Below are 25,538 nucleotides of genomic sequence, written 5' to 3' on the forward strand. Positions count from 1 at the left end.
ACTCCCAGTCTTTGTTAATCTCACTTCTACAACAAGGGGTGCCGCAGGCCTGCGGCTGAGATTAGACCCTTAGAACCTGCACTTAGTTAGCACTAGCGAAGGGATAGTTGTGGAGAATTCTCATCCACGGGGTAGTTTGCCGCGCGTATTGACCATTGCGGGCACGGATCCGACAGGCGGCGCCGGCGTCCAAGCGGACTTGAAGGCGTTTATGGCTGCGGGTGCTTATGGCATGTCCGTGGTAACGGCGCTGGTGGCGCAAAATACACAGGGCGTGCGCTCGGTGCACACGCCGCCGCTGGAGTTCCTACAGGCCCAGTTGGACGCAGTGCTTGACGACGTCACGGTTGACGCCGTCAAAATCGGCATGCTCGGCAATGCAGATATCACCGTCTCCGTGGATAAGTTTCTAGACCAGCTAGCACCTTCCACGCCGGTTGTTCTCGACCCGGTCATGGTCGCAACGAGTGGCGATCGCCTCTTGGACGAGCAAGCTGAGGCCGCAGTGCGGCAGCTGTGCCGCAAGGCCACCGTGATTACGCCGAACTTGAAGGAGCTCGCGGTGCTCACAGATGCTCCGCAGGCCCAGACCTTCGAGGAGGCTACGGACATCGCCCAGCGCTGGGCTGCTGATACCGGCACCGCCGTCATCGTCAAAGGCGGCCACCTGCCATCCGGCGATGCCGGAAACGCTGCCGTGAACGCTGAGGGTGTCCTGGCGCGGGTCTCTAGCCCGCGCGTAGAGACCGAGAACACCCACGGAACTGGCTGCTCACTGTCTTCGGCGCTAGCCGCACGCCTTGGCGCCGGCGAAAATCTAGCAAGCGCCTTGAAATGGTCCACCGTTTGGCTGCACGAGGCGATTGCCAACGCAGATGCCCTAAACGTAGGAAAAGGCCACGGCCCGGTGGACCATGGCCATATGCTGCGACGCCTCGCGGGGCTTTTCTAGCAGCTCGTATCAGCTACTCAAGCGCGTTTTAGAGAAGGTCAGCGCCCGGGCGCGTGAGAACCGCCACCAGGAAAGTGGAGCTTTCCTTGAATACCTTCATGTCCCACGAGGAAAACAGGAAGTCTACGCGGAAGCCCACCTCCTTAGCCAGGGTCAGGAAGTCATCGAATGCCCAGCCGCGGCCCTCACCAAAACCGACGACGAAGCGGCCGTCGGAATGCAGGGAGTTGTAGATGTTGCGCAGTGCAGCCTCACGGCCGTCTACTGCCAGGAAGGTCATGACGTTGCCCGCGGAGACCACAAGGTCGAAGTCGCCTTCGGGAATCTCGTCTTCAGACAAGTCGCCGACAACCCACTGGCCATCCGGAAAGTCATGTTCGGCATGCGAAATCAGGATCGGGTCCACGTCCACGCCCACCACCGTGTGGCCGCGGCTCACCAACTCGCCGCCTAGGCGGCCCGTGCCACAGCCGGCGTCGAGGATGCGAGAGCCGCGTTCCACCATGGCGTCGGCAAGCCGTGCTTCACCGTGGATGTCTTTGCCCTGCGCAGCAAGCATCTTCCATTTGCGTGCGAAATTCTCCGAGTGCGCGGGGTTAGCTGCGGTTACTTCTTTCCAGGTAGGCATGAAAACTAGTATATGCCCTAAGCAGTGTAGGATTTAGCCGCTAAGTAAAACTGCCTGCCGAACCTGTTTTGGCGCGCAAACGTTATAGAAGTGAAGGAGGCTGAAACGATGCCGTCTGTCCCGTCGCCCTTTAGGCCACGCAAGAGAAACGATCCTCCTAGTTCCTCCCGCACTTTCTCCGTTCCAGCTGAGCGCGCGATAGAACACTGCCGTGTCTTCGTCGACGGCGAGGCACTACCGGGCGAGTTCACCCCTCACTCCGCACTCCGGACCGTCGAGGAATACGGCCGCGGATTCGTTTGGGTGGGTCTGCATGAGCCTTATGAATCCCAGATGACGAAGGTCGCTTCCGAGTTCGGTATTCACGAGCTGATTGTGGAAGACGCCGTTCAGGCGCACCAGCGTCCCAAGCTGGAGCGTTATGATGACCAGCTCTTCGTTGTCGCTCGCTCGGTCAACTACCGCGACCACGATGAGGTTGCCGATAAGCGTCAGATCATCTCCACTGGTGAGGTCCAGATGATTTTGGGCGATAACTTCATCATTACAGTGCGCCACTCGGCTAAGCTGCCGAACCTCGCGTACACGGTGCAGGATGAGCAGGACTTGGTCGAGCTCGGCCCCGTGGCCATGGCCTGGAAGATTCTGGATATGCTGGTGGACCGCTACTCCGAGATCGTTCGGCTCATCGCAATAGAGATCGATGAGATCGAGGAAGAGGTCTTTACCCCGCAGACCAAGTTCAACATCGACAGGATCTACATGTTTAAGCGTGAGATCTTGGAGATGAAGCACGCCATTGACCCGCTTTCGGTAGCGCTAAAGGCCATGACCAATGATCACAAGGATCTCATCTCCAAGCAGATCCGTTCCTACCTGCGCGACGTCAACGACCACGAGCTTGTGGTCAAGGACCAGGTTGCGGGCTTCGACGAGCGCTTAACCTCGCTTATCGACGCCTCCGTTGCCAAGGTGACCATGCAGCAAAACAGCGACATGCGCACCATCTCCGCGGTGGTCGGCATGTGGGCTGCCCCTACCCTGGTCGCCGGCATCTACGGTATGAACTTCGATGTCATGCCGGAACTGCACTGGGGCGGCGGCTACTTCATGGCGCTAGGCGTCATGGTGCTCGTGGTCGCGGTCATGTGGTGGTGGTTCCGCCGCAACCACTGGCTCTAGGGCTGAAACAAACGCCCTAGGGAGTACACAGCATTCCCTAGGGTCCGCAGCACTATGGGTTGACCATCGTGCGCAGGTTCGTGCGCGCAATGAGTTTGCCGGCTTGGCGCATCTCAATGCACCAGATGTGAGTGCGCCGACCCAGCTGTACTGGTGTTGCCACGGCTTCCAGAATTCCGTCAGACACTGAGCGGATGAAGTCAGTATTGTTGTTGATTCCAACGACCGGTGCAGCCGCTGCAACGAAGGATGCAATGGAGCCCACGGATTCCGCGATGGAGCAATAAAGGCCGCCGTTGGCAACGCCCCACGGCTGGTGGTGCTCAGGCTTGACCTCAAGCTGGGCACGTACTTCGTCCTTCGAGACAAAAGTAAAATCCAGGCCGAGCAGCTCGCCAAAGCCGTGGTTGTGGGCGTTGAAAATCGCGAGTTCCTCGGCGGAAAGCGGGCGTTCTTGGACGGTGGCGACCATTTTCGCCATGAGTTCAAACTTGTCTGGGTTTTCTTGGCTCATGCCATGACAGAGTAGCTGCAAACTCTGACGTAGGATAGAGCCCATGACTGAAAAGACTGAACTCGCCCACATCGGCGTTGTCGGCTTGGCTGTTATGGGCTCCAACCTGGCCCGCAACTTTGCCCACAACGGCAACACCGTAGCCGTCTACAACCGCAGCCCGGAAAAGACCCACAAGCTCATCGAAGAGCACGGTTCTGAAGGCAACTTTATCCCTTCCGAGACCATCGAGGACTTCGTCGCTTCTCTCGAGCGCCCACGCAAGGCCATCATCATGGTTCAGGCGGGCAAGGCTACCGATGCAGTCATCGACCAGCTGGCAGAAGCCATGGATGAAAGCGACATCATCATTGACGGCGGCAACGCCCTCTACACGGACACAATGCGCCGTGAGAAGGAAGTAGCTGCCAAGGGCAAGCACTTCGTCGGCGCGGGCATCTCCGGCGGCGAAGAGGGCGCTCTCAACGGTCCTTCCATTATGCCGGGTGGTCCGGCTGAATCTTGGGAGACTCTGGGCCCAATTCTCGAGTCCATCGCCGCTGAAGTCGACGGCACCCCGTGCGTTACCCACATCGGCCCGGATGGTGCTGGCCACTTCGTCAAGATGGTCCACAACGGCATCGAGTACGCCGACATGCAAGTCATCGGCGAGGCATACCAGCTGCTGCGCTACGGCGCGGGCTTGGAGCCGGCAGAAATCGCTGAGGTATTCAAGGAATGGAACTCCGGCGACCTCGATTCCTACCTGATTGAGATCACCGCTGAGGTACTCGCACAGAACGATCCAGAAACGGGCAAGCCGCTTGTCGACGTCATCCTGGACGCCGCCGGCCAAAAGGGCACTGGCCGCTGGACCGCCATCAACGGCCTAGAGCTCGGCGTACCAGTCACCGCCATCGCAGAGGCAGTCTTCGCCCGCGCACTGTCTTCTTCTGCTACTCAGCGCGCAGCTGCGCAAGACGGTGAGCTGCCAGCAGGCCTCATCCCCTCGGATGTCGACAAGCAGGCGTTCATCGAGGACGTACGCCGTGCCCTTTACGCCTCCAAGCTCATCGCGTACTCGCAGGGCTTCGATGAGATCAAGGCTGGCTCCGAGCAGTTCGGTTGGGACGTTGACCCACGCGATCTTGCCACCATCTGGCGCGGCGGCTGCATCATCCGCGCGAAGTTCCTGGATCGCATCCGCGAGGCTTATGACACCAACCCGCAGCTGCCTGCTCTCATCCTCGACCCATACTTCAAGGGCGAGCTCGCCGAACTCATCGCTCCGTGGCGTCGCGTTGTCGTTGCCGCAACCCAGATGGGTCTGCCGGTGCCGGTATTCGCCTCTTCCCTGTCCTACTACGACAGCCTACGCGCTGAGCGTCTGCCGGCTGCGCTGATTCAGGGTCAGCGTGACTTCTTCGGTGCGCACACCTTCAAGCGCGTGGACAAGGAAGGCACCTTCCACATCGAGTGGTCCGGCGACCGCAGCCTGACTGAGATGTAAAAAGGCTTTTCAGCCTTCTTTCAAGGCGCTAGGTTCTCTTCTTCAGCGGAGGATGCCTAGCGCTTTTGCTTTGCCTGGATTGCGGTCTAAGAAGCGTTGGCCACTAAGATTTAAGGCAATGACTACTTTCGCCGAACTCGGCTTACCGCAAGAAATCGTGTGTGTCCTCAACAAACAGGGCATCACCGAACCTTTTCCCATCCAGCAGGCGGCTATCCCTGACGCGCTCGCTGGCAAGGACGTGCTTGGCCGCGGCCCGACAGGCTCCGGCAAAACCTTCACCTTTGGTCTGCCGATGCTCGCGCGCCTGGCTCAATCCGGCGCCTCGAAGCCTGCCCGGCCACGCGGCTTAGTGCTCGCGCCCACCCGCGAGCTTGCCACCCAGATCCACGAGCGCCTCAACGACCCAGCTAATGCCTTGGGCCTGCGCGTGCTTTCCGTGGTCGGCGGCGTGAACATCAATCATCACATCCGTTCTCTGGCACGTCCCGTCGACCTTTTGGTTGCCACGCCGGGCCGTGCACAGGACCTCATCAACCAGGGCAAGCTCTCCTTGGAGGACGTCTCCATCACAGCGCTCGATGAGGCTGACCACATGGCGGACATGGGCTTCCTGCCGCAGGTGCGCAAGCTTTTAAAGCTCACGCCTGCCGACGGCCAGCGCTTGCTGTTTTCTGCCACGCTGGACGGAGACGTGGACAAGCTGGTGCGCCAGTTCATGCACTCCCCAGTAACACACTCCACTGCGCCTGTTGAGGCTGCCGTGGACACGATGGAACACCACCTGGTATTCGTGGGCGACCGCGACGCGCGAAACGACGTCGTCGTGCGAATCGCCGCACGTGAGGGCAAGACGATCATGTTCATGCGCACCAAGCATGGCGTCGACCGCCAAGCCAAGAAGCTGCGCCGTGTGGGCATCAATGCATTTCCACTGCACGGCGATAAGGGCCAGGGTGCACGCACCAAGGCGATTGAGGGCTTCGCCGACGGATCCGTGCCGGTGCTCGTGGCTACCGATATCGCTGCCCGAGGCATCGACATCGCGAACGTTTCCCTTGTCGTCCACGTTGACCCACCAGCTGAGCACAAGGCTTATCTGCACCGTGCTGGCCGTACCGCGCGCGGCGGCGAATCAGGTGCCGTGGTGACACTAGTTATGGACCAACAGCGTGAGGAAGTTGCCAAGCTCATCAAGAAGGCCGGCGTTGCGGCAGCAGAACTCGATCTCAGCGATCGCCCCACCCCCGCCGGTGCCCCAGAGCTAGCCAAGATCACCGGCGCGCGTAAGCCAAGCGGTAGCCCCCTTCCTCCACCGAATCAGAATGCATCTTCCCAGCAAGGCGGGAAGAAAAAGCCGGTTGGATCCCGGAAAGGCTCGCAGGGTAAGCCTAATCAGCCGAAGAAGGGCTCGGGCCGCAACTCTACAGACCGCAGAGCCTCGAGCAACGGCAAGGGCTACCGCTCCCGCAACGGAAAGCCAGGTGGTTCTCGCCGCCGAGGTGGTGGTCAGCGCTAATGCTGCTGACTGAGCAGGAGTGGCGGACACGGCATGACGCCCACGTCTCCCGCGCCAACGAGCTGCTAGCCCAGTTCCGCCATCCCGGTGACTATCACCCGGTTTATGACTTCCTCTTCGAGTACTATCCGGTGCGTCCCTCGCATTTGCGCCGTTGGCACCCTGGCTTTAACGTCACGCTCGCCGGCACGCCGGGCACGATCCCGCATGAGGAATGGCGCGACTACCATCGCACAGAGCAAGGCGTAACCCTTGACCTGGGAAACTTCTGGGCACGGCGGGGCGATTCCATCACTTATATCCGCAACCTGATGGCTAAAACAACCACGAATCCGGCTCAGTTCGATTGCTTCGGGCTACATGAGTGGGCCATGGTCTACAAGACGGACTCACCGCGCCATAACCTGCCGCTACGCCTTGGTGCCGAACGCACCAACGAGGTAGTGGAATCCCATCGCATTCGCTGCACGCACTATGATGCTTTCCGATTTTTCACGGAGCCTGCGCGCCCGCTCAACCTCACGGTCTTGACCCGTGAGGGCCAACCAGACAGCGACCAGGCCGGCTGCGTCCACGCCACGATGGACCTTTACAAGTGGGCCTGGAAACTCGGCCCGCTGGTTCCAGGCGAACTGTTCATCGAAACGCTGGAACTTGCCATCGAAGCCAGAACACTCGACATGGAGGCCTCACCTTATGATTGCCGTGGCTGGGGCTTCGGCGTGGTCCCAATCGAGACCGCGGCCGGCAAGGCGGAATATGTGGAGCGCCAGCGCGGGCTAGCCCAGAAAGCCAAACCATTGCGTCAACGGCTTGTCGCCATTGTTGACGAAGCCATGGCGGCTACAATTAGCAACCGTTAATGTGGCCTCCTTAAGGCTCGATATCCGGTTGTGAGAACGGCTATTACCGCCCCAGTGTGGAAGGAACTTTCGTGGCAAGACATTCCAACGGCAAAAACACATTCGCAGTGGCAGGCTGGGTATTGGCCCTCCTTGCAGCGTTGATCCTCGCACTCGCCGTCGGCGCCTATTTCCTTTTCCGCGGCAACGATGACGCCTCGACCGCCACTGCAGCAGCGTCTTCCGCAGTAGAGCCAGCCGAGGAATCAGGCGCAGCAATTTCTGATGCTGCCGCGCGCGATGAGCAAGCAGAAAGCAGCGCCGCCGCAAGCTCTGCGCCTGAGTCTTCAGAAAGCGCTCCTTCTTCCGCGGAGAAGCAACCAGAGGAAAATAAGCCTGCCACGTTCGCCGAAAATACCCTGGTTCTCCTCGATACCTCCGAGGGTCTGGCACCGTATTTCAACCAGGTAACGCAGGCCTTGGGCAACACCGCCAACGCGCTTGGCGAAAAGTCAGGTTTGGTAGGCCTGTGGAACTATTCTTCCCCACTGTCTGAGACCGCGACGGTGGGCTACCGCCAGAACATCGGCTATGGGGAGGCCGCCCCAGTGGCCTTTGCCCTGCAGCAGTTTGGAACCGGCGGCGTTCCGCAGACCCGCAGCGCCGTGACCGCAGCGGTGGCAAACGCAGCCGACCAAGCCGCAGGCACCGAGCAAAAGGCCAAGGTTCTGCTCGTTACCACCGGTACGGCCCAAGACATGGATGATCCAACTTTCCAGCAAGCTCTCGCCGATGCCAAGAGCGACAACGTCTCGCTTTCCGTCGTGCATATTGGCCCTGGGGAAAAAGACGCAGTGCTTGACGACGCCGCCGATTCCTTCACCGAAGTTACCGACCCTGCCGACCAGTCCGCCCTCGAGAAAGCCCTAAATCAAGCCGCAGGAGTTTAATCGCCGTTGCTGGCCTTACGCCACCTCGGGGCCTCCCCCCGTAGCGTCTCCGTCTTTCGCTGCAAATGGTGAGGTCCAAATGGTGAGGATCAGATGGTGAGGTCGCGCAACACCAACATCAGCGCTATACATCTAGCTCAGCTTTTACGTCGAGTCCTCACCATTTGGAAATCCGGCTGCCGTGCGCTCAGAGCTTATGCTTTACTAGCCCGTTCTACAGATAAGAGAAAACGCTCAAACGCTTACAGTCCCCAACTCACGTGAGCTCGAGTTGGGGACTGTAAGCGTCTTAAAACTGCCCCGCGGGTTCCCACGGGAGCAAAGCCGCTTTACGCGGCCTAGGACCTAGGAGGACTTGCGGTTGCGTCGTGCAGCCAGCTCGTCGATGCCAATGACGGTCTCGTCCTTGAATTCGTCCAGGCGCTCTGCCGGGAAAGAAGAGATAGTGCCGGAAAGCTCCTTCAGGATGCCTGGGACCGCGATGCCGAAAACGCCCTGGCCGCCTGCCAGGAGGTCAATGACCTCATCGTTGGAGCGGCACTCGTAAACGGTGGTTCCGTCGGAGACGAGGGTCAGCTCTGCAAGGTCGTTAACGCCGCGGTCACGCAGGGACTCAACTGCCAGGCGAATGTTCTGCAAGGAAATACCGGTATCGAGCAGACGCTTGACAATCTTGAGAACCAGAACGTCCTTGAAGGAGTACAGACGCTGGGAGCCTGAGCCACGAGCGTTGCGAATGGACGGGTTGACCAGATTGGTGCGTGCCCAGTAGTCCAACTGACGATAAGTAATGCCGGCTACCTGGCAGGCGATCGGCACACGGTAGCCGAGCTCTTCGTCCGGTCCGACGTCGAAGAGCGACTCTTGCACGTAGCCCTTGCCTGCGCCGTGGGAGGCGTTGTACTCGTCTAGGTTCTCGTTGATGCTCACGTAATTACTCCAATGGGGTTTGTTGGAAGCCTCTAAGGCTTAATTAAAGGCCACGGCCCTAACCCCGTCAAGGCTAGAGGCTAAGGCTTGGCCAAACTCTCTAGCTTTACTTTAGACTTCTTCGTCCCCATTGTCATCATTAGTCACACGCGTGTCATTAGATTCTTTTTTAACTTCCGTTTCAAAAAAGTCCTCTTCAGAGACACCCAACGAGCGCATCATCGCCTCGAAATCAGCATCTGCCTGCGGATTACCTGAAGCGGAGCTATCTGAGCTGGACGTTTCCGCCACTTCCTCACCAACATCGTCGGCGGGCGGATCGAAATGGAAGTCAAAATAAGCATCCATATCGTCATCCGAGACAAAGACGGCAACTTTAGACAACAGCTCTTTTTCTACAGTGATTGGCACATTGAAGTGTTCCGAAACCACCAGAGCATCGCTAAGCTTTGAATCGTGCGCCTCACCCGCCGCATCGACGATGTCGACCATAAAGGTGCCTTCGTAATAGTTAACAATCTCAATGGAACCCACGCCACCGAGTTGCTCAATGAGCTCGATTAGAAGGTCGTGTGTGGTGGGGCGGGTTTCGCTATAACCGTCGAGGCGCTGCATGACGCGCGCGCCTTCTAGTTGCGAGAGCCAAACGGGAAGGATGCGGTTTCCTTCTACCCAGCGCATAAGAGCGCATAGTTCGCTTTCCGGCTCCATAACGTGGATGCCGTGGAACTCAAGACTAATTTTTCCCATGCTCTCCACTCTCCCACATTTGCCCGCTGCGTGGTGACAGAGAGCTTAATGTGGGCCGCTAGCACCAGGCGCTAGCGGCGAAATCGGGAAATCTAGGAGTTGTATTCGTGACGCAGGTCAGTCTTGACCATGGTCGCGTGCAGCGAGACAACCAGTGCGGTCATCTGCTGTGACAATTCCTCGGCCTTCTGCACGGCAGTATCCGAGTTGGAGTTGGCCACCGGGGAGGCAACCTGCGCGATGAGATCTGCCTGACGGCGGGCATTGTTGCGCAGCGACTTCAGCTGACGCTCTTCAAAACCGAATGCCTTAAGAGCCACTGCGGCAGATACTACGGAGACGTCATCCGCATCGAAGAATCCCGATGCGTCTGGGCTAATCAGGCCAATCTTGACGAGGCCGGCAACCTCCGCCTCAGTGGAGCCTGCTTGCTCAGCAACCTCTGCGTCAGTAAGACGCGTAATAACCGGAGCACGGAACTGGTCCGGGCTCAGCAACGTTTCTGCCTTGCCAGCAGAAACGATTGCAGTGACCTGGCCGGAATCCATAGCTTCCAGCTGCTCACGGATGACCTTCAGCGGAGTGTAGTTGTCACGCTGAGTGGTGAGAATGTAGAGAAGTCGGTCAACGTCTTCCTGAGTGAAACGACGATAACCAGAGGCAGTACGCTGCGGCGTGATTAGACCTTCAGATTCAAGGAATCGAATCTTCGACACGGTGACGTCTGGGAACTGCTGATTCAGTTGCTCTAGGACTACGCCGATCGACATGGTCTTGGCTTTTTTGGCCTTAGCGGCCCCTTTCCACAGGGCCGCGGCCTTAGACTGTGCTGCGCTCACTATACTTCTCTTGAATTTCTCTGAAGACTCGAAACGTGTTTATTGATTGGCGATGAAGACCAGCCGGAACTTGCCGATCTGGATCTCGTCACCCACGTGAAGAACCTGGGAGTTACGCGGCTCGCGGTTGACGTATGTGCCGTTCAGGGATCCGACATCGACGACCTCAAACTCGCCCTCGTTCACGCGGAACTCAGCGTGGCGACGGGAAACGGTGACATCATCCAAGAAGATGTCTGCCTCTGGATGACGGCCCGCGGTGGTGGTTGGGCGGTCCAACAAGAAGCGGGCACCTGCATTCGGACCACGCTTTACAACGAGGAGAGCCTGGCCCTCGGAAAGGTTTTCCGCACCTGCAACGGAAGTGCCATTACCGGCGGCAGCGCCGTTTTCCATCTCTTTGAGAAGGTCTGCACGGAATACAGAAGTGGTTTCTACCTGCGGTTCCGGCGTACCGGTATGCTCGCTCATTTTTACCTCCGAAGTGTCGGATTAATGTTGACTTATTCCATACTAGCGACTCGCCCGCTTCCGCGAGCATCCTCACCAGATTTGTTTCATAAATTACGTTAACGGAAAATATTACCGATTCCTTTAAGTACGGAATTTCCTCCGCCAGACAAGGGGTTATCAGAGACCATATAGGTCCAAGTGGCACTCGGCCGCGCAAGCCCCGAATCTTCCATGTGAGCACCTTTTTCATCAATGTCCACCGACTTAAAGGTAGCCACCGACTCCTCCACGGCGCGTTGCGCTAATTCCTTGAACTCGCGGACCGCAATGCGGTGATATTCGTCGATCGGCGTCTCACGGGCGATCGCGCGCAGGTGAATCGACTCACGGACATCGTCCATCAGCTCTAGGTGGTCGGCCCACGCCAGGTCGAGATGGTAGAGCATGATTTCCCGGGCGGCTTTTTCCTTTACCTCTGCGGTAAGTTCGACAAGCTCCGCGGCACGTTCGGGAGCGCGCTCAGCTAACTCCTCCCAGGCCTGTGCGGTGTCAAGCAGCTTCGCTCGGCGTTCATCGATGATGACGCGTTGATCCGCCAACAGCTGGTTGTACTTCCATGTCTGCGCGTGAATTTCCAGCAGCTGACCTTCGGTTACGCGCTGACAATGCGCCACAAAGCCTGCAACGCGCTTGGATTCAATACGGCCAGTTTCGTCCGGTTGCGCCGAGAGGGCTTCGTCCTCCCCACCTTGCTTGACGACGTCGTCTTCCAAAGACACGAAGAACAACGACAGGCCTGGGTCTCCTTGGCGTCCAGCACGCCCACGCAGCTGATTATCCAGGCGGGAGGTGCGATGGCGCGAAGTACCGATGACGGCGAGACCGCCCAGCTGCGCAACCTTCTCGCGGTCAGCCTCAGTAGCACCGCCCAGCTTGATGTCTGTACCGCGGCCGGCCATCTGCGTCGAGACAGTCACGCGTGCGATATCGCCGGCTTCGGCGACGATGCGGGCTTCCTCAGCATCGTTCTTGGCATTGAGCACGCTGACTTCGACGCCGCGTTCGCGAAGTGCCTCGGCTAAATCCTCCGACTCCGCGACATCGTGCGTGCCCACGAGAACCGGCTGGCCAGTAGCGTTAAGGGCCACGATTTCGTCGACAATAGCCTTCGATTTCTCCTCGACCGTGGCATAAATGCGGTCGGCCTCGTCGAAACGCTGGAGTTGTTTATTGCGCTCGATTACAGAAACGCGCAGATCATAGAACTGACGCAACTGGTCAGTCGCCTCAACCGCGGTGCCGGTCATTCCGCACACCGTTGGGTAACGGCGCATCAGCTCCTGCAGAGTGATCGTGTCGAGGATGCGGCCACCCTCGGAGACTTCAAGGCCTTCCTTAGCTTCCACCGCAGCCTGCAGGCCGTCCGGCCAGCGCTGCAAGTCAGCAACGCGGCCGCGGGAGGCGTCGATTAGCTGCAACTTGCCATCTACAACGATGTAGTGGATATCGCGAATCAGCAAGGCCTTGGCGTGCAAAGCCAGATTCACTTTGACCAGAATCGTTCCGATGTTGTCCTCGGAATACAGCGAGTCAATGCCCAACTCGCGCTCGACGCGTGCCGCGCCATCATCGGTCAAAGCAACGGTACGGCCATCTTCGGCGATGACATAGTCCAAGTCCTCGCGAAGACGCGAAACCACATTGGTGATGTGCCCCGTGGGAGCCTCCCCTAGACGGTTTCCTGCCAGTACCAACGGAACCAGGGCCTCGTCGACCAAAACAGAGTCAGCCTCGTCTACCAAAGCGACGTCGGCTCGCGCCTGCACGGTCTGCTCGCGACTGGTGATCTGGTTATCGCGCAGCACGTCGAAGCCGAGCTCATTGACTGGGGCATAAATAATGTCGCAGGAATACGCTTTGCGACGCTGCGCGGCATCCATCTTCTCCGTCACGGAGTCTACGGTGAGGCCAAAAAATTCGACCAGCGGGCGCATCCATTCAGCATCACGATCGGCCAAATAATTGTTTACCGTCACAAGGTGGACGCGCTTACCGGTCAGCGCAAAGCCGGTTGCGGCCATGGCTCCGACGAGGGTCTTGCCCTCACCAGTGGCCATCTGAATGACGTCTCCAGAAAGCAGGCGCAACACCGCTTGGGACTGGACATGGAAAGGTTGCATGCCAAGCGTACGCTCGCTGGCCACGGCAAGGGCTGCCAAAAATCGCGCTTTATCTGCGATTTCACCCTCACGCACGGAGTCACGGGCGGCTTGTGCCACGGCGGCGTCGTCAAGCGCGGAAAGCTCCTGAGTCACAGCACCGGATCTATCCACGATGGCTTTCGACTTTTTATCGTTCCGCTCGGTCTGCGCACCCATGGCCTTCCAGAACCAGCCAAATGCACCCATGTTCGTCTCCGTTACTGTTGAAAAGCTTCTTAGTAAATCTTTAACTCTACCGACTCTAGATAACCCTCTGTGGCCTATGTAGCGACGGCTCTATATCCTAGTCTTTATGCAATCTGTGAACGTGAAGCTCCCGTCCTCCACTGGAACTATGATGGCGGGTACCATTGACTTTCCTGACTCCGCGCCACAAGCCTTTGCGATCTTCGCGCACTGCTTTGCTGGATCGCGCCACACTCCCGGTGCGGCTCGCGTATCTAAGCAGCTCACCAATTTCGGCGTAGCCACCCTGCGCTTCGATTTCCCGGGCCTCGGCCAGTCCGAGGGCAATTTCGGTGAGACCAACTTCAGCCAAAATGTTGCTGATATTCAGGCTGCAGCAAACTGGCTGGCTGAAAACTACTCCGCTCCGCAGCTTCTGATGGGCCACTCCTTGGGCGGCGCCGCCTCCCTGGCAGCGGCAAGCGGTATTCGCTCGCTCAAGGCAGTGGCAACCATCGGCGCACCATTTGATCCTGCCCACTCTGTTTTGCACTACGCCGACAAGATTGGTGAGGTTGACGCAAATGGCGAGGTCGAGGTCATCCTCGGCGGGCGCGCGCTGACCATCTCCCGCCACTTCCTCGAAGACTTGGCGGATACCAACCCAGAGGATTACCTGCGCCTGCTGCGCAAGCCGCTGATGATCTTGCACTCCCCGATCGACCAAACCGTTGGCATCGACAATGCCCAGAACATCTTCTTAAAGACGCGCTACCCCAAGTCCTTAGTGGCCCTGGACAAGGCAGACCACCTCGTCACCAAGCAGGGTGCCGCTGCCCGCGCCGCAGACCTCATTGGTGCTTGGTTCGAGCAGTTCATCGTGCCGGAGAATGTACCAGCCCACATCGATGAAACCGCAGCTGAAGCGCAGCCTGCAGTCGGCACCAAGTTCGGCGTGGTGGTTCGCCACAATGAGCGCAGCGTCACGGCTGACCGCCCCAAGAAGCAGGGCGGAAAGGGCCAAGGTTTCACCGCGGAGGGCCTGCTGATGTCCGCGCTGGCTGCATCGACCACGCAAACAATCAAGGAAGCCTCCAAAGGCATGCCGCTCGACGACGTCCAGGTCAACGTCACCTATGTGGGGGACACGACGTTTGAGCGCCGCATAAAGCTTGTGGGCGATCTTTCCGCGCAGCAGAAGTCGACCTTGCTCGAAGCCGCGAAGTCCTCTCCTATTGAGCTGTTGCTGGGCGCCGCCCAAATCGTGGACGTCGAAGCATGATCGTGCTCAACCCCTTGAGCCCCGAAGCCCGGTGCCCTTGTGGGCTCGGGCTTAGCTTCGGCGAATGCTGCGGCAAGTACCACGGCGGCAAGCCCGCCCCGACCGCTGAGGCCCTCATGCGCTCACGCTTTTCGGCCTTCGTGACCGGCGATGAGGATTACCTGCTGCGCACCTGGGACCAGGAAACCCGGCCAGAGCGCCTACACCTGGAAGACAACGGTATCCACTTTTATCGCCTGGACATCATCGATACCGTCGACGGCGGCCCGCTCGATGATACGGGAATCGTGGAGTTCGAAGCTTTCTACAAAGGCGCGGCCGCAGGCTCCCAGCGTGAGCGCTCCCAGTTCCGGCGCACACAGTGTCAGTGGGTATATAGCACCGGCGACTTTTAAGCAATACCCAGCTCACACAGGCGATTGGAATCAGTGAATACTACTGATGTAATCTATTCAGGTCGCATCCTTGAGATGTGACGGCGGACTATGGCGCAGTTTGGTAGCGCACTACACTGGGGGTGTAGGGGTCGCAGGTTCAAATCCTGTTAGTCCGACCAAACCGGTAAAGAAGCCGGCTTTGGGCAGTAGTCATCTACCGCCTAAAGCCGGTTTCTTCTTTTCGACCACTAAAATCCTTGAATCTGACCCTTGATTCCCAAGTGCTCCGCGATGCCCACGAGCTCGATGTCGAAAATGCGTGAGGCCAGGTCAAAGAGGAATTCACGGGGTTGGTCGCGTAGCGCGCCAAAGGTTGTCAGGTGCGCGAAACCGTGGATGGTGGACCACATCGACATGACCATCGTGTACAGCGCCCATGGAGTACGAGGGCCACCGGCCTCGTCGAGGGCATCGCGCGCAATCGTCATGAAATAGCCGAAGGTCTCGCCCATCTCGAAACGCGAATTGATTAGGTCCTTGCGTTCAAAAGACGCTGGCACGATGGAACCTGAGGTAATCATCGTCAGGCCTAAGAAGCCGACTGGGTCATGGTGCGCAAAGCCTAAATATCCGAAAGCACACGCCTTCATCGTGCTAAAACCGAGACTCTTCCCGCCTGCGTAACGCATCTGTTCGCGGAGATGCTCGTGTGCGATGGCATCGATATGCTTTTCCAATAAGGAAAGGAGCTTTTGATCTCCTTCTATAAAATGCGTCGCCCGGTCGAAATCGATACCAGCACGTTCGGCGGCAGTGCCGAGATGCATATTGCTAAGGCCGGAGTCGACGATGTCCTCCACCGCGCCGCGCAGTAGAGCCCTAACTACTTCCCCATCGTTGCCTCGTGGCAAATCTTTGGCGCGAATTCTTTTATCAGCTGGGAGGCCACCTCCCATCGCAACTGGATACTGCGGCGGGATAGCACCGTGCGCGAAACCTACTGCCAACCCGGCACTTAGGTAGTCCAAACAGGCCTTGAAAGTCTGCTTCTTCGCGGTTGGCGAGAGATGTCGCAGCACACCCGTGGTACACAGATGGGAGATACCATGGACACCAACCAAAAAGCTCACGGCTTGGATACGGACCAAGTCTGCATCGCGCGGTCCGCCAGCTTCCTCTATGCAATCGCGTGCGATGTTGAGCAGAACATCCAGCGTGGGGCGCTTGCCAGAGCGCTGGAGATAATCATCGAAGCTCAGCTCAAAAGAATGCAGACTCGGAGCTGCTTGCGTAAACGTGAAGGCGTCGAAATAGACCGGATGCTTCTGCGCGAACTCGAAAAAGCCAGTAGCCATGGCTCGCATACGATCGAGCGCCGTGGCATCAGGGCTTAAGTACTTTTCTTGCTCATCTAGATAGTGGATGACCAGTTTGTCGAGGTAAGCTTTAGCCTCATCGGCCAATTGCTCATCAGATGCAAAAAGCTTCTTCGCCTCTTTGACCTCAACATCGGTCTGTTCAGCGACGGTACACACTGCAACGGCATCGCGTCCGGCGCGCGCAATGACGCGAACTGCCAGATCTAGCATGCACTGTCGTGGCGAGCCCGAGGCCAAGCAAGCATCTACAGGTGTCTTCACGCAATCCACCCTACTTTGGTCTAGGTATCCGTTCCTGGAAAATTGATGCGCTCAGCATCAATTAAGCAAACACATATGACCACATATGACATAGTCAACATGTCCGAGCTTTGTCATCCGATGGAGGTGCCGCCCTAAAACCCACAAAGCTCCCAGCAAACTAAGTTGCCGGGAGCTTTGGATTAATTCACCGAGATTGGGACACTGACTAGGCCCCAATCAAGCAATAAGCTTTAGGCGCCAGCGTTGCCGATCTGGTCATCGAGCTTGTCGCGACCCTGCTGAATCTTGTCAGCCTTGTCCTCGCCGAGCTTCTGCTCTGCCACCTCAGCAGCCTTGTCGAGGCCCTTATCGGAAATCTGCTCGCCCTTGTCGGAGTTCAGTGCGTCCTTTGCCTTGTCGAAGATACCCATTTAGCATCCCAACCTTTCTAAAATACTTTCGATATATCTTTCACCGCACCCCCAATGAAGGCTAAACCCCTTCATCGCGAATGCCTTTCCAACGCTACATGCGTTTGCCAATTCATGCCATAAAGAACTATTTATAGACGGGAATAGGCTCGCCATTTTCGGACAATCGCAGCCCATTCGCCTTTCCTTAAAATTTTCAGATTTCTCAGGTTTTACCTGCGATAACACCCCCGAGTCCACCCCCGATTTTAAGTATTAGTTCCAGCAATATAAGAGTCAACAAATTAAGTAAATTTAGGGGATGCTAGCGTAGCAGAACATCACGCAAATGATCCTGGCGGCCGCAAATGATCCTGGCGATCATTTTCTGGCGTTTTCCATCGGTACGCGCGCAAACTTGCAAAAATGAAAGCCGCGGCATGGGAGGATGACCCAGCCCCATCATTTCCCCCACCACCAAAACTCATCCGCTTTTCAGTCATGACCTCAACCCACAGCGACTCCGCGAGCGCCCCAACTGCCGATTCCCAAGCCCAAGAGGAATTCTTTGGGCTTGTCTGGCCAGGCAAGGCGCAAGCAGCAGAACAAGCAAAAATTGCGACCACCAAGCAAAAGATTGCAGTGTCAACGCCGGCAGCTTGCTCCAATTCCATCGTCGAAGGCGACAACCTCGACGCGCTCAAGCTGATGGTGGCAGATGGCTTTGCTGCCGATGTCATCTACATCGACCCTCCGTATAACACCGGCAAAGACTTTGTTTATAAGGACAATTACCGCAGCCGCCGCAAAATGAACTCAGGCAGCTATAGCGGCTGGCATGCGCAGTGGCTGTCTATGATGCTCCCCCGGCTCATCCTCGCGCGACAGGTCCTCAAAGACACCGGTTTTATCTTTGTCTCCATCGGTGAAGATGAAAGTGCCAACGTACGCAAAGTGTTGGATGAAATATTCGGTGAGAACTGTTTTGCCGGACAATTGATCTGGAAAAAGGGCGGGACCGGGAAGAACGACTCCAAATACGCGGTGGTCGAGCACGAGTACATCCTGGCTTATGCCAAGTCCCCAGCTAACCCTGGTTTCAACGCCGATTCTGAAGCTCATACCACGACCAAGTACAACTTCAGCGACGAGAAGGGAAGCTATTCGCTGGTCCGCCTGGACTCCAAAACACTGGGTTATCTTCCTTCCCTAGACTTTCCCATCGCAGATCCCCAAGGCCGCGAATACTGGCCCCATCAGCCAGCCGGCAAAGACAAGGTCGCGCGCTGGCGCTGGGGCAAAGACAAGGTCGAGGCCAACTATGAGCAATTGGTCTTTCGACGCGGTTTTGTCTACACGAAGAACTATCAGAAAAAGGGCGCGCGGCCGCGTTCCATCCTGGACGGTGAGCGCTTTGGCGTCACACGCGCTGGACGCCGCGATGCGGAGGACGTCATGGGAGTTCAGGGCGTCTTCGATTTCCCGAAGCCAGTGCGCCTTATCAAGCACCTCATCGCCATCGCCGGCGGTCCCGACGCCGTGGTGCTTGATTTCTTCGCCGGATCCGGCACTACCGCTCAGGCAGTCTTAGAACTCAACGACAGCGACGGCGGCTCCCGCAGCTTTCACTTGGTCCAGATGCCGCAGCCTACTGATAGCAAAGGCCCGGCTTTTGCCGCGGGGTACGAGACGGTCGCAGACATTTGCATCGCCCGCGTCGCCGCCGTACCAAACGCTAAGTTTGCACACTACGTCCTGCAGGATTAGCAAGACTACTTCGTTTTCTTGCCAGATTCTGGGTCAATGGTGCCTGCGGGGCGACCTGGAATACCGAAGAAGTCAAGAACGCGGTCGGTGGCAAAGCCCTTGCCTACCTCCGCGCGATCGTCGGCAAGCCCGCCCGGCCAGATATGCGAGCCGCCGCCGATACGGATGTGCTGCAGCGGAGCCTTACATCCAATCCACGTTTGCTGCAGAGCGTTGTTAACCAGCTGCGTCGTTGAGATCTGCGTGGTGCATTCATTCCGGCGCCGGTTTTGCTCCATGACTTCCGCTACCGAATCGTACTTAGTGTCATGGCGGGTTCCCCCGTAGTACTCCACCACGGGGTCATCGGTGCCGTGCATATCGAGACGGCCGACCGGGGCTTCCGAACAGCCCTTGTGAATGCCCTCATAATAGGCCGCAGACACCGTTGCGATAGAGCGGAAAGTCTCCGGCATACGGCACGCCAAAAAGGCAGCAAATCCACCGCCGTTGGATAGGCCCGCGGCAAAGATACGGTCATCATCTACCGCATAGGTAGCACGCAAGCTATCAACCATGTCTGCAACGAATTTAAGGTCTTCCTCCTCGCTCGTTTTCGCATAAGGCGCCGGCGTCCAAGCATTATCCTCACCTTCTGGATAAACCAGAATGGCTTTCGCGGAGTTGAACTCCGTATAGCCCTCAATGGTTTTGGGCTTCTCGCCCCAACCGTGGAAGACCATCACCACTGGCCAGCGCTTATCCGCGTCATAGTCTTCCGGCACATGCAGCAGGAAGGTGCGGCCATTCGGCATATTAATCTGCTTGGTTTGACCTGGCTCCGGGCCATCCAAAGGCGCTGAGACAGGGATGCCGAGGTCAGAGTCCTTATCCCAGAGTGTGCCGGACTCTGGCGCAGGCTCCTGCGTTGGCGTTGCCGAACAAGCTGTGGCAAAAGCCAAATTTAGACAAAGCAGCACAAGCAGTGATTTCTTTAGGCTGCTCCGAGTAGAGCCGGCAAAAGCCCACCGCAAGTTAGAACAACGAGCATTAAGGGACACCTTCTCAGTCACGTCCTTTCTGCCACGCGTTCCACAATTGTTGATATCGGCCTTTAGAATCTAGCAGCTGCGCATGAGTGCCCTGTTCAATCACCCGGCCATCTTCCATAACCAGCACACAATCAGCCTTGGCGGCTTGGTCAAGACGGTGGGCAACCATAAGTGAAGTGCGCCCTTTTGTGACGGCATCGGCAGCCGCGTCGAGTGCGCCCGCACCACGCGAACCGGCCTCCGCAGTTGCCTCATCAAGAACCACGATTGCCGGATCCAGCAACATAATACGAGCCAGCGCCAGCTGTTGCGCTGCAACGGGGTCTAGCTGAATGCCCCAAGCGCCCACGACTGTATCAAGGCCATCGGCCAAGTCCTCAACCCAGCGCGCCTGGACTGCGCGTAGTGCCTGCCAAATCTCCTCGTCACTGGCATCGGGGTTACCCAGGGACAGGTCATCGCGCAGCGTGCCGGAAAAGACGTGGACTTCCTGGGAGACCATGGCCAGGCGGGTAACTCGCTCGGGGTCGGAAAGCCGCGAGACCTCTACCCCATCAACCTTGACGCTGCCAGCACTCGGCACGCGCAGTCCAGCCAGCAGCGCCGCAACTGTAGTCTTTCCCGCGCCAGAAGCACCCACCAGTGCGACGGACTGCCCCGGCGCAATGCTGACGTTGACGTCGCGCACCGCCCACGCGTTATCGCCGTAGCTAAAGCTAACGTCCTCCATCGCGACCTCACCACGCGGAGCCGGAGCTCCTGCGGACGGAATTGCCGCGGGCGGATCCGTAGTAACGCCAACGATGCGTGCGAGAGAGGCATAGCCCGACTGCACCGTATCCAGCACGCGCATAAGCCCGAGCAGCGGGCCACGCAGGCGGATAAGCATCAGCATCGCCGCCGTTACTGAACCCACCGTCATCGCGCCCTGCGTTGTAACCCAAAAGCCCACCAAAAGACCGACGCTCAACATCACCAGCTCCACGGTGGTGATCCATAGCTGCAAGACCATCATCGTGCGCCTTGCGGCGAAGCCATGCTCAACCACCTCACGGGAAGCGCCATTGATGCGCTCACGCATCTGCGGCTCCATCTGATAGGCACGCACAGTGGCGCGTCCGTGGATTGTCTCCAAGATGCGGCGCGCACGCTCCGCCATGGAGGCGCGCTCGTCGGCGTAGCGCTGCGGCGCATGGCGCAGGTAGTTGCGCGCAGCAAAGAAATAGATTGGCGCTGCACAAACCACCACCAGTAGGAACTGCCAGTCCAGGGTTACCAGGGCGATGGCGGTAGTACAGATGGCAAACAGCGAGCTCGTTAAGACCGGCGCTGTCTCCGTTACGGCCGAGGAAAGCTCAGCCACGTCATCCGTGGAACGGGAGACCAAGTCACCCGATCCGGCCTCCTCCACGCGGTGGACCGGCAGGCCCAAGGCCGTGCCGACAGTCTCCTCGCGCAGGTTCGCAATCACTCGCTCAGTAATGCGCGAAAGCAGATAAAAACCGGCCGCAGAAAGCCCTGCCGAGGCAATCGCAACCACGATGAGCCCAATGCCAATACCGCTGAGACTGCGCAGCTGCCCGCTCCCCTCAACCACCGCGTCGACAATCTTGCCCAGCAGCACCGGGATATAGACATTGGCCACCGCACCACCGGTAAGCAACGCCAGCGCCAGGAAACAGACCTTGCCCGCATTCGGCAACGCCTTCACGTGTTCGCCCACCTTGCGGCGGACCTGCGGCCAGGTTGCAGTAGGAAAACGCATTAGATGTCCTCCCCTTCGCTCGCATGCGCGGCTGCAGCAGGCTCGCTCACACTATCGGCCACCGCGGTCCACGCCGGCGCGTTGGTATATACCACGGTGGTCATCCCGCGGCGGGCGTCACGCACGCGCTCAGCGACGACCTGTTCCGTCACCGAGTCGAGCGCAGTGGTCGGGTCCTGAAGGACGAGCACCTCGGCGTCGGCAGCGATCGCGCGCGCCAACGCAACGCGCTGACGCTGACCACCAGACAGCGCACCGCCGTTTTCGCCGACCTCCTTTTCCAGACCGCCGGGAATATCCTCCGCCGCCGCGACGTGCAGCGCTCGTTGCGCCGCAGCCTTATCCGCAGCAATGTTGGACGCAACGGAACCTGCAAAAAGGTCCGCCGCATGCGGGGCCACAAGGAAGCGGTCTCGCGGCAGGTCAATCAGCTCTTGCGGCGCCACCCCCTTGATGACGTGCAGGCCAGGCTGCCAGCCAGGATCCCTAGCATCCGCCGCCTCACGGAAAGGCGCGTTGAGCAAAGCCGTAATGCGGCGACCACTAGCTTGAGCCGCGGCCCACCGCGAGGCAATATTCTTGCCCATCATCGTCATCGGCGTGATGACGAACTGCGTTAGGCCGACCACTGTGATGAGTTGTCCAACGCTCATCGCGCCCTTTACCGCCATCGCGCCGGCGGCCAGAGCCACCACGATGACGTAAATGGAACCGACAGCTTCGGTCGTGGCATTCAGCCGCGCGCGGGCGCCATTGGCAGAAACCGTCTTTGTATAGGCCGTGTCCGATACCTGCGAATAACGGCCCCGCACCGTCGCGATAGCGCCTAGGCCTTTCAGAATGCGTAGACCCTGAACCACATCGGTGGCCATCGCGGAAGCCTGTGCTAGGGCGGCCTGACGCGCGCCCGAGCTCTGCCGCAAAGGCTTTGCCGCACGCAGAGAAAACCAAACCACCAGCGGTCCCCCGAGCAAGATGGCAATTCCCAGCGCCCAATTAACGCGCGAAGTCATCACCGCGACGTAGACAATGGCGCTAACTTCCGCCACGGGAAAGACAGTCATGATGACCGCATCAGACACGCGCTTGGTATCTGAGGACGCGATGGACAATAACTCGCCCGCCGTATGTTTAGCACCGGCAATCCCACGGGGATCCTGAATGCGATCCGTCACCGCCATGCGCAAGTCATGGCCAACCTCCAGCATGGCTCGGGAAAACATTCCGCGCGCGCACCATGCCGCCGACGCATTAACGCAAAAATAGCAAGCAAAATCCCCAACCAGCGCAGCAAAGAGGAAAAGGACTGATAAGCAATCGCTCCATCGATAGCGTTTCCTACAACAACTGGGGTCATGCCGTTGCACAAGAATGAAACGGACATCAATACGGCCGCAGGGATCGTCTTTTCGCGCCGAGAAAACACGGTCTTTAAAAGCCACCGTGAATCCTGAGGTACGGGAAGTCTCGACATGGTGACCCATTCTATTTCAGCTTGGATAATTTTCCGGAACCGTCTAACACGGTAGGTTATAAGTCCATATGACTTCTCAACTGCCCAACCCCGCGCACTATCCGAGTTACCGCAAGGCCTCGGAGAAGCAAACCCCTACCTTCAAGGGGGCGGAGCATCGTGCAGCCTCCGCACGTGCCTTCGTGCAGGGTGCCGATAACTACCATGACGTGCGCCCCAGCTACCCTGCCGAAGTAGCCGCACTAATAGCGGATGCCCACACGGTGGTCGATATCGGCGCTGGCACCGGCAAGCTCACGCAGACGCTGCACAATCCCGTCGTTCTGGCCTGCGACCCTTCCCCCGACATGACGCGTGTGTTGCGCACCCAGCTTGGTATTCCAGCCTGGCGGGCGGTGGCGGAGAGCACTGCGCTTGCCGACGCCTCCGTGGACGCTGTCGCCTGCGCCCAGACCTGGCACTGGGTCGAAGTGGAAAAAGCCTGTAGAGAATTCGATCGCATCGTGCGGCCAGGCGGCAAGGAGCTTCTAGTGTGGAACACCCTCGACGTCGGCGCCGACCCGTGGATCCTGCGCCTGGCCCGCATCATGCACTCCGGCGATATCCAGCGCCCCGGCTTTCTCCCCGAGCTTGCCCCTCCCTGGGAAATCGAGCGCGAACTGCGGCTTAACTGGGCGCATACGCTCTCCCCGGAACAGCTACATCAATTGATGCACACCCGCTCTTATTGGCTGCGCAACGGAGAAAAGATCCATGAGCGCATGACCTATAACCTTAATTGGTACCTCTTCGAGCACATGGGCTTTGCACCCGGCCAGCTAATCGACATCCCGTATCGCACGGATGCCTTTTTGCTGCGCCGAGCGCACTAGAACCAGAAGAGTCTAGAACTAGAGAAGTACTGTCGCCAGCAGGGAGCCCACGACGCAGGAGGTAAACACCGAGATCGCGCCGGGGATGATGAAGGAATGGTTTACCACGAACTTGCCGATGTGCGTGGTGCCGGTGCGGTCGAACCCGATGCAGGCAAGGTCCGAAGGGTAGGTCGGCAGGATGAAGTAGCCATAGGCGGCACCGTAGAAGCCAACAATGATGGCTGGGTCAATGCCCAGGGACAGTCCGATCGGCGCAATGGCTACCAGAGCGGCGGCCTGGGAGTTGACCAGCTTGGACACGACGATCAGGACGATGGCATAAGCCCACGGAGCGGACTCCACAATTCCGCCCAGATTAGATTCCAGAGAGTCGATGTGGGCTTCGAAGAAGGTATCGGCCATCCAGGCCACGCCGAAGACCGAGAACACTGCGGTCATGCCCGCCTTGAACACTGGCGTGGAGGCGATCTTCTTGTTGTCGACGTCGCAGAAAATCAGGATGATTGCACCGGCGACCAGCATGACCATTTGAATGACCAGGTTCATCGACAGGGCCTTCAACTCACCGTCCTCATTCGGGAAGGAAGGACGCAGGACGTCGAATGCGCCCAAGATGACCACGATGGCAATGGCGGATAGGAAGACCGCAACGGAGCGCTTTGCCGACGCCGGGAATACCTCGTCCAGCAGGGAGTGGCTGGAGGCGGAGATGGTCTTGGCAAACTCTGGATCCTTCATCTTCTCTTGGAAGACCGGGTCCTTATCAAGGTCTTTACCGCGACGCAGCGACCAAAGGGCAGCCAGGAAGACGCCGGAAAGCGATGCCGGAATGGCGACCATGAGGATCTGCGGGATGGAATAAGACGTGCCGGTGATACCAGCGTTCTCAGCAATAATGGAGGCAAGGGACACCGTAGCAACGGAAACTGGCGAGGCGGTGATACCCATTTGCGCAGAGGTCGAAGCAACCGCCATTGGGCGCTCCGGGCGAATGCCCTTCTTCAGGGCGATGTCCTCGATGATGGGAAACATCGTGTAGACCACGTGGCCGGTACCGCATAGAACGGTCAGGAACCAGGTGGTAAGCGGAGCCAAGATGGTGATGCGTTCTGGATGCGCACGCAGGAATTTCTCCGCGAACTGCATCATCACTTCGAGGCCCCTCGCCTGCTGCAGCGTAGCCGCACAGCCAATGACGGCGATGATGGTCAGCATCACGTCCACCGGTGGCTCGCCCGGAGCCAGGCCGAAGACGAAGACCATGACGATAAGGCCGATGCCGGAGATAAGGCCCAAGCCGAGGCCGCCGTAGCGGGTGCCGAGCAACAGCGCGGAGAGAATGACGATGACTTGAAGAACGATCGCCACTACTGAGGCGGGATCGAGAACTGAGGCTAACATGTCGTGCCTTTCGGAAAACCAAATCAATTACACATATTTAGATTATTCGAACGGGCATAACATCACAGAACCAAAAAGGCGAGCTATTCGTCACACCTT

23 protein-coding genes, 1 tRNA gene and 1 riboswitch are annotated in these 25,538 nt (G+C 58.3%); of the genes, 11 read left to right on the forward strand and 13 right to left on the reverse strand.

The window, feature by feature from the left end; all coding sequences use genetic code 11:
• Nucleotides 1-24 precede the first annotated feature (24 nt).
• A riboswitch (TPP riboswitch) is annotated at nucleotides 25-122 on the forward strand.
• A complete protein-coding gene (thiD, locus tag HMPREF2935_RS05260; protein WP_070732265.1) occupies nucleotides 110-952 on the forward strand; it encodes a bifunctional hydroxymethylpyrimidine kinase/phosphomethylpyrimidine kinase in 843 nt (280 codons plus the stop codon). Its footprint overlaps the riboswitch before it by 13 nt.
• A gap of 28 nt (nucleotides 953-980) precedes the next feature.
• On the opposite strand, the gene HMPREF2935_RS05265 is transcribed toward thiD, so the two are convergent.
• Nucleotides 981-1,580, reverse strand: a complete 600-nt coding sequence (locus HMPREF2935_RS05265; RefSeq protein ID WP_070732267.1) for a class I SAM-dependent methyltransferase — start codon at nucleotides 1,578-1,580, stop codon at nucleotides 981-983.
• Nucleotides 1,581-1,688: 108 nt separating this feature from the next.
• Here HMPREF2935_RS05265 and corA point away from each other — a divergent pair, with 108 nt between their 5' ends.
• Nucleotides 1,689-2,762: a magnesium/cobalt transporter CorA gene (corA, locus tag HMPREF2935_RS05270; RefSeq protein ID WP_070732269.1), complete on the forward strand. Its 1,074-nt coding sequence runs from the start codon at nucleotides 1,689-1,691 to the stop codon at nucleotides 2,760-2,762.
• 52 nt (nucleotides 2,763-2,814) lie between these two features.
• Here corA and HMPREF2935_RS05275 read toward each other — a convergent pair whose 3' ends face one another.
• A complete protein-coding gene (locus HMPREF2935_RS05275; protein ID WP_235591039.1) occupies nucleotides 2,815-3,276 on the reverse strand; it encodes a PaaI family thioesterase in 462 nt (153 codons plus the stop codon).
• Nucleotides 3,277-3,319: 43 nt separating this feature from the next.
• Here HMPREF2935_RS05275 and gndA point away from each other — a divergent pair, with 43 nt between their 5' ends.
• From gndA to HMPREF2935_RS05295, 4 genes are all read left to right on the forward strand, one after another.
• Entirely contained in the window at nucleotides 3,320-4,765 is a 1,446-nt protein-coding gene (gndA, locus tag HMPREF2935_RS05280; RefSeq protein ID WP_070732270.1) for an NADP-dependent phosphogluconate dehydrogenase, read from the forward strand.
• Nucleotides 4,766-4,883: 118 nt separating this feature from the next.
• Complete coding sequence (locus HMPREF2935_RS05285) at nucleotides 4,884-6,284, forward strand: DEAD/DEAH box helicase (protein ID WP_062034990.1); 1,401 nt, start codon at nucleotides 4,884-4,886, stop codon at nucleotides 6,282-6,284.
• Entirely contained in the window at nucleotides 6,284-7,147 is an 864-nt protein-coding gene (locus HMPREF2935_RS05290; protein WP_061922555.1) for a hypothetical protein, read from the forward strand. Before HMPREF2935_RS05285 ends, HMPREF2935_RS05290 begins: the two co-directional genes overlap by 1 nt.
• A 71-nt stretch (nucleotides 7,148-7,218) precedes the next feature.
• On the forward strand, nucleotides 7,219-8,076 hold the full coding sequence (locus tag HMPREF2935_RS05295; protein WP_061922558.1) for a VWA domain-containing protein: 858 nt from the start codon (nucleotides 7,219-7,221) through the stop codon (nucleotides 8,074-8,076).
• Nucleotides 8,077-8,421: 345 nt separating this feature from the next.
• On the opposite strand, the gene HMPREF2935_RS05300 is transcribed toward HMPREF2935_RS05295, so the two are convergent.
• From HMPREF2935_RS05300 to secA2, 5 genes are all read right to left on the reverse strand, one after another.
• On the reverse strand, nucleotides 8,422-9,000 hold the full coding sequence (locus HMPREF2935_RS05300; protein WP_141748361.1) for a MerR family transcriptional regulator: 579 nt from the start codon (nucleotides 8,998-9,000) through the stop codon (nucleotides 8,422-8,424).
• A gap of 117 nt (nucleotides 9,001-9,117) precedes the next feature.
• A complete protein-coding gene (locus HMPREF2935_RS05305; RefSeq protein ID WP_070732272.1) occupies nucleotides 9,118-9,756 on the reverse strand; it encodes a bifunctional nuclease family protein in 639 nt (212 codons plus the stop codon).
• Nucleotides 9,757-9,848: 92 nt separating this feature from the next.
• A complete protein-coding gene (locus tag HMPREF2935_RS05310; RefSeq protein ID WP_062040733.1) occupies nucleotides 9,849-10,595 on the reverse strand; it encodes a transcriptional regulator FtsR in 747 nt (248 codons plus the stop codon).
• Between the two features lie 39 nt (nucleotides 10,596-10,634).
• Nucleotides 10,635-11,066 carry an oxoglutarate dehydrogenase inhibitor Odhl gene (odhI, locus tag HMPREF2935_RS05315; protein ID WP_062040730.1) on the reverse strand — a complete coding sequence of 144 codons (432 nt, stop codon included), beginning with the start codon at nucleotides 11,064-11,066 and terminating at the stop codon, nucleotides 10,635-10,637.
• Nucleotides 11,067-11,164: 98 nt separating this feature from the next.
• Nucleotides 11,165-13,456: an accessory Sec system translocase SecA2 gene (secA2, locus tag HMPREF2935_RS05320; protein ID WP_062040727.1), complete on the reverse strand. Its 2,292-nt coding sequence runs from the start codon at nucleotides 13,454-13,456 to the stop codon at nucleotides 11,165-11,167.
• A gap of 106 nt (nucleotides 13,457-13,562) precedes the next feature.
• Here secA2 and HMPREF2935_RS05325 point away from each other — a divergent pair, with 106 nt between their 5' ends.
• From HMPREF2935_RS05325 to HMPREF2935_RS05335, 3 genes are all read left to right on the forward strand, one after another.
• A complete protein-coding gene (locus tag HMPREF2935_RS05325; protein WP_062040724.1) occupies nucleotides 13,563-14,717 on the forward strand; it encodes a bifunctional alpha/beta hydrolase/OsmC family protein in 1,155 nt (384 codons plus the stop codon).
• On the forward strand, nucleotides 14,714-15,112 hold the full coding sequence (locus tag HMPREF2935_RS05330; protein ID WP_070732274.1) for a YchJ family protein: 399 nt from the start codon (nucleotides 14,714-14,716) through the stop codon (nucleotides 15,110-15,112). Before HMPREF2935_RS05325 ends, HMPREF2935_RS05330 begins: the two co-directional genes overlap by 4 nt.
• An 84-nt stretch (nucleotides 15,113-15,196) precedes the next feature.
• Nucleotides 15,197-15,273, forward strand: a tRNA-Pro gene (locus HMPREF2935_RS05335).
• A 69-nt stretch (nucleotides 15,274-15,342) separates the two neighbouring features.
• Here HMPREF2935_RS05335 and HMPREF2935_RS05340 read toward each other — a convergent pair.
• Nucleotides 15,343-16,734 (reverse strand): TetR-like C-terminal domain-containing protein, encoded by a 1,392-nt coding sequence (locus HMPREF2935_RS05340; RefSeq protein WP_141756017.1) that lies wholly within the window; start codon nucleotides 16,732-16,734, stop codon nucleotides 15,343-15,345.
• A 233-nt stretch (nucleotides 16,735-16,967) separates the two neighbouring features.
• Entirely contained in the window at nucleotides 16,968-17,147 is a 180-nt protein-coding gene (locus HMPREF2935_RS05345) for an antitoxin (RefSeq protein WP_070732278.1), read from the reverse strand.
• A gap of 480 nt (nucleotides 17,148-17,627) precedes the next feature.
• Between HMPREF2935_RS05345 and HMPREF2935_RS05350 the strand changes: the two genes are divergently transcribed.
• Nucleotides 17,628-18,893 (forward strand): site-specific DNA-methyltransferase, encoded by a 1,266-nt coding sequence (locus tag HMPREF2935_RS05350; RefSeq protein WP_070732303.1) that lies wholly within the window; start codon nucleotides 17,628-17,630, stop codon nucleotides 18,891-18,893.
• A gap of 5 nt (nucleotides 18,894-18,898) precedes the next feature.
• On the opposite strand, the gene HMPREF2935_RS05355 is transcribed toward HMPREF2935_RS05350, so the two are convergent.
• The 3 genes from HMPREF2935_RS05355 to HMPREF2935_RS05365 form a co-directional block, all read right to left on the reverse strand.
• Nucleotides 18,899-19,834 carry a CE1 family esterase gene (locus HMPREF2935_RS05355; RefSeq protein WP_246817784.1) on the reverse strand — a complete coding sequence of 312 codons (936 nt, stop codon included), beginning with the start codon at nucleotides 19,832-19,834 and terminating at the stop codon, nucleotides 18,899-18,901.
• Nucleotides 19,835-19,937: 103 nt separating this feature from the next.
• Entirely contained in the window at nucleotides 19,938-21,689 is a 1,752-nt protein-coding gene (locus HMPREF2935_RS05360) for an ABC transporter ATP-binding protein (RefSeq protein WP_070732280.1), read from the reverse strand.
• Complete coding sequence (locus HMPREF2935_RS05365) at nucleotides 21,689-22,912, reverse strand: ABC transporter transmembrane domain-containing protein (protein ID WP_168166291.1); 1,224 nt, start codon at nucleotides 22,910-22,912, stop codon at nucleotides 21,689-21,691. The genes HMPREF2935_RS05360 and HMPREF2935_RS05365 overlap by 1 nt, the downstream gene beginning before the upstream one ends.
• Nucleotides 22,913-23,231: 319 nt before the next feature.
• On the opposite strand from HMPREF2935_RS05365, the gene HMPREF2935_RS05370 reads away from it, so the two are divergent.
• Nucleotides 23,232-24,035: a class I SAM-dependent methyltransferase gene (locus HMPREF2935_RS05370; protein ID WP_070732282.1), complete on the forward strand. Its 804-nt coding sequence runs from the start codon at nucleotides 23,232-23,234 to the stop codon at nucleotides 24,033-24,035.
• 18 nt (nucleotides 24,036-24,053) lie between these two features.
• On the opposite strand, the gene HMPREF2935_RS05375 is transcribed toward HMPREF2935_RS05370, so the two are convergent.
• Nucleotides 24,054-25,439, reverse strand: a complete 1,386-nt coding sequence (locus HMPREF2935_RS05375; RefSeq protein ID WP_070455586.1) for an anaerobic C4-dicarboxylate transporter — start codon at nucleotides 25,437-25,439, stop codon at nucleotides 24,054-24,056.
• Nucleotides 25,440-25,538 lie beyond the last annotated feature (99 nt).

The sequence above is a fragment of the Corynebacterium sp. HMSC076D02 genome (genome assembly GCF_001813815.1).
Taxonomy (GTDB): Bacteria; Actinomycetota; Actinomycetes; order Mycobacteriales; family Mycobacteriaceae; genus Corynebacterium; species Corynebacterium simulans.

Excerpts from the sequence above, each read along its gene's own strand:
- odhI (WP_062040730.1), bottom strand. The coding sequence starts at position 11,066 with ATGAGCGAGCATACCGGTACGCCGGAACCGCAGGTAGAAACCACTTCT.
- HMPREF2935_RS05360 (WP_070732280.1), bottom strand. The coding sequence starts at position 21,689 with ATGCGTTTTCCTACTGCAACCTGGCCGCAGGTCCGCCGCAAGGTGGGC.
- HMPREF2935_RS05325 (WP_062040724.1), top strand. The coding sequence starts at position 13,563 with ATGCAATCTGTGAACGTGAAGCTCCCGTCCTCCACTGGAACTATGATG.
- HMPREF2935_RS05345 (WP_070732278.1), bottom strand. The coding sequence starts at position 17,147 with ATGGGTATCTTCGACAAGGCAAAGGACGCACTGAACTCCGACAAGGGC.
- gndA (WP_070732270.1), top strand. The coding sequence starts at position 3,320 with ATGACTGAAAAGACTGAACTCGCCCACATCGGCGTTGTCGGCTTGGCT.
- HMPREF2935_RS05290 (WP_061922555.1), top strand. The coding sequence starts at position 6,284 with ATGCTGCTGACTGAGCAGGAGTGGCGGACACGGCATGACGCCCACGTC.
- HMPREF2935_RS05275 (WP_235591039.1), bottom strand. The coding sequence starts at position 3,276 with ATGAGCCAAGAAAACCCAGACAAGTTTGAACTCATGGCGAAAATGGTC.
- HMPREF2935_RS05285 (WP_062034990.1), top strand. The coding sequence starts at position 4,884 with ATGACTACTTTCGCCGAACTCGGCTTACCGCAAGAAATCGTGTGTGTC.
- HMPREF2935_RS05375 (WP_070455586.1), bottom strand. The coding sequence starts at position 25,439 with ATGTTAGCCTCAGTTCTCGATCCCGCCTCAGTAGTGGCGATCGTTCTT.
- HMPREF2935_RS05370 (WP_070732282.1), top strand. The coding sequence starts at position 23,232 with ATGACTTCTCAACTGCCCAACCCCGCGCACTATCCGAGTTACCGCAAG.
- HMPREF2935_RS05350 (WP_070732303.1), top strand. The coding sequence starts at position 17,628 with ATGACCTCAACCCACAGCGACTCCGCGAGCGCCCCAACTGCCGATTCC.
- corA (WP_070732269.1), top strand. The coding sequence starts at position 1,689 with ATGCCGTCTGTCCCGTCGCCCTTTAGGCCACGCAAGAGAAACGATCCT.
- HMPREF2935_RS05305 (WP_070732272.1), bottom strand. The coding sequence starts at position 9,756 with ATGGGAAAAATTAGTCTTGAGTTCCACGGCATCCACGTTATGGAGCCG.
- HMPREF2935_RS05365 (WP_168166291.1), bottom strand. The coding sequence starts at position 22,912 with ATGTTTTCCCGAGCCATGCTGGAGGTTGGCCATGACTTGCGCATGGCG.
- HMPREF2935_RS05265 (WP_070732267.1), bottom strand. The coding sequence starts at position 1,580 with ATGCCTACCTGGAAAGAAGTAACCGCAGCTAACCCCGCGCACTCGGAG.
- secA2 (WP_062040727.1), bottom strand. The coding sequence starts at position 13,456 with ATGGGTGCATTTGGCTGGTTCTGGAAGGCCATGGGTGCGCAGACCGAG.
- HMPREF2935_RS05330 (WP_070732274.1), top strand. The coding sequence starts at position 14,714 with ATGATCGTGCTCAACCCCTTGAGCCCCGAAGCCCGGTGCCCTTGTGGG.